The sequence below is a fragment of the Monashia sp. NPDC004114 genome, from assembly GCF_053603855.1.
Genome location: NZ_JBSGGK010000040.1, coordinates 1 through 3,403, shown reverse-complemented (window position 1 = coordinate 3,403; position 3,403 = coordinate 1). Strand labels below are relative to the sequence as shown.

The following is a 3,403-nucleotide window of genomic DNA, read 5'->3' as shown; positions in this document are numbered from 1 at the left end:
CGGCGTGGTGTCGGGTCGGTTGGGGGGTGCCGGTTGTATGTTGAGAACTTCACAGTGGACGCGAGCATCTTTGTGGCCAAGTTTTTAAGGGCACTCGGTGGATGCCTTGGCACCAGGAACCGAAGAAGGACGTAGGAATCTGCGATAAGCCTCGGGTAGTCGATAACCAGACTGTGATCCGAGGATTTCCGAATGGGGAAACCCGGCTGGAGGCAAGTCCAGTCACCCGCACCTGAATATATAGGGTGTGTGGAGGGAACGTGGGGAAGTGAAACATCTCAGTACCCACAGGAAGAGAAAACAAGAGTGATTCCGTGAGTAGTGGCGAGCGAAAGCGGATGAGGCTAAACCGGGCGTGTGTGATAGCTGTCAGGCGTTGCATGTCCGGGGTCGTGGGACCCGCTTACCGGTGCTGACATGCCGGTGGGGAGTGAGAAATCTGCGTCATAGTCGAAGAGCATTGAATGGCTCGGCATAGAGGGTGCGACCCCCGTAGACGAAATGGTGTGGACTCCCGGTGGGGATCCCAAGTAGCACGGGGCCCGAGAAATCCCGTGTGAATCTGGCAGGACCACCTGCTAAGCCTAAATATTCCCTGGTGACCGATAGCGGACAAGTACCGTGAGGGAAAGGTGAAAAGTACCCCGGGAGGGGAGTGAAATAGATCCTGAAACCGTGTGCCTACAATCCGTTGGAGCCTCCCCCCGTTGGGGGTGTGGGGTGACAGCGTGCCTTTTGAAGAATGAGCCTGCGAGTTAGTGCTCAGTGGCGAGGTTAACCCGTGTGGGGAAGCCGTAGCGAAAGCGAGTCCGAACAGGGCGCCATAGTCGCTGGGTCTAGACCCGAAGCGGAGTGATCTACCCATGGCCAGGTTGAAGCGCAGGTAAGACTGCGTGGAGGACCGAACCCACTTAGGTTGAAAACTGAGGGGATGAGCTGTGGGTAGGGGTGAAAGGCCAATCAAACTCCGTGATAGCTGGTTCTCCCCGAAATGCATTTAGGTGCAGCGTCACGTGTTTCTTACCGGAGGTAGAGCTACTGGATAGCCGATGGGCCTCACCAGGTTACTGACGTTAGCCAAACTCCGAATGCCGGTAAGTGAGAGCGTGGCAGTGAGACTGCGGGGGATAAGCTCCGTAGTCGAGAGGGAAACAGCCCAGATCACCAGCTAAGGTCCCTAAGCGTGTGCTAAGTGGGAAAGGATGTGGAGTTGCTGTGACAACCAGGAGGTTGGCTTAGAAGCAGCCACCCTTCAAAGAGTGCGTAATAGCTCACTGGTCAAGTGATTCCGCGCCGACAATGTAGCGGGGCTCAAGCACACCACCGAAGCTGTGGCATTGACACACTGCTCGGCACCGGTACCTGCGGGTCCGGTGTCCAGGCGTGTTGATGGGTAGGGGAGCGTCGTGTTGCCAGGGAAGCGGCGGAGTGATCCAGCCGTGGAGGCTACACGAGTGAGAATGCAGGCATGAGTAGCGAATGACGGGCGAGAAACCCGTCCGCCGAATAACCAAGGGTTCCAGGGTCAAGCTAATCTGCCCTGGGTAAGTCGGGACCTAAGGCGAGGCCGACAGGCGTAGTCGATGGACATCCGGTTGATATTCCGGAACCGGCGAAGAACCGCCCCTGATGAACCCCGTGATGCTAAGTGCCTGAAGCACGCCCATCGACCCTTCGGGGTCACCGGGTGTGTGGAGCGCACGAACCGACCGGGTAGTAGTCAAGCGATGGAGTGACGCAGGAAGGTAGCCGCCGCGTGGCGATGGTTGTCCACGTCTAAGGGTGTAGGGCGAGATCCAGGCAAATCCGGATCTCATACAAGCCTGAGACCTGACAGTGACCGCGAATGCGGGAAGAGGGTGATCCTATGCTGCCGAGAAAAACTTCTAGCGAGGTTCGAGCCGCCCGTACCCCAAACCGACTCAGGTGGTTAGGTAGAGAATACCAAGGCGATCGAGTGAATCGTGGTTAAGGAATTCGGCAAAATACCCCCGTAACTTCGGGAGAAGGGGGGCCCTGATCGTGAACCCACTTGCTGGGGGAGCGTGATCGGCCGCAGAGACCAGGGAGAAGCGACTGTTTACTAAAAACACAGGTCCGTGCCAAGTCGCAAGACGATGTATACGGACTGACGCCTGCCCGGTGCTGGAACGTTAAGGGGACCGGTTAGCACGCAAGTGCGAAGCTGAGAACTTAAGCGCCAGTAAACGGCGGTGGTAACTATAACCATCCTAAGGTAGCGAAATTCCTTGTCGGGTAAGTTCCGACCTGCACGAATGGCGTAACGACTTCTCCACTGTCTCAACCACGAACTCGGCGAAATTGCACTACGAGTAAAGATGCTCGTTACGCGCAGCAGGACGGAAAGACCCCGGGACCTTTACTACAGCTTGGTATTGGTGTTCGGTACGGCTTGTGTAGGATAGGTGGGAGACTGTGAAGCCGTCACGTCAGTGATGGTGGAGTCAACGTTGAAATACCACTCTGGTCGTTCTGGATATCTAACCTCGGTCCGTGATCCGGATCAGGGACAGTGCCTGGTGGGTAGTTTAACTGGGGCGGTTGCCTCCTAAAAGGTAACGGAGGCGCCCAAAGGTTCCCTCAGCCTGGTTGGCAATCAGGTTTTGAGTGTAAGTGCACAAGGGAGCTTGACTGTGAGACAGACATGTCGAGCAGGGACGAAAGTCGGGACTAGTGATCCGGCGGTGGCTTGTGGAAGCGCCGTCGCTCAACGGATAAAAGGTACCCCGGGGATAACAGGCTGATCTTGCCCAAGAGTCCATATCGACGGCATGGTTTGGCACCTCGATGTCGGCTCGTCGCATCCTGGGGCTGGAGTAGGTCCCAAGGGTTGGGCTGTTCGCCCATTAAAGCGGTACGCGAGCTGGGTTTAGAACGTCGTGAGACAGTTCGGTCCCTATCCGCTGTGCGCGTAGGAAACTTGAGAAAGGCTGTCCCTAGTACGAGAGGACCGGGATGGACGAACCTCTGGTGTGTCAGTTGTTCTGCCAAGAGCACCGCTGATTAGCTACGTTCGGAAGTGATAACCGCTGAAAGCATCTAAGCGGGAAGCACGTTTCAAGATGAGGTTTCCAGGCCCGCGAGGGCGAGAGGCTCCCAGCTAGACGACTGGGTTGATAGGCCGGACGTGGAAGCACAGCAATGTGTGGAGCTGACCGGTACTAATAAGCCGATAACTTGACAACAAAGATGCTACGCGTCCACTGTGCAGTTCCCGAGATACAAACGGGACACACCCACACACATTTGATATCTCCATAGAGTTTCGGCTGTCATAGCGAAGGGGAAACGCCCGGCTCCATTCCGAACCCGGAAGCTAAGCCCTTCAGCGCCGATGGTACTGCACTGGTGACGGTGTGGGAGAGTAGGACGCAGCCGGACA

Annotated in this window: 2 rRNA genes; both read left to right on the top strand. The window is 56.5% G+C overall.

Going from position 1 to position 3,403, the window contains the following annotated elements:
* The first annotated feature begins 74 nt into the window (after positions 1-74).
* Positions 75-3,206: ribosomal RNA gene (locus ACWEOW_RS25325) — 23S ribosomal RNA — on the top strand.
* Positions 3,207-3,285: 79 nt separating this feature from the next.
* Positions 3,286-3,402, top strand: a 5S ribosomal RNA gene (rrf, locus tag ACWEOW_RS25320).
* Position 3,403: the final 1 nt, after the last annotated feature.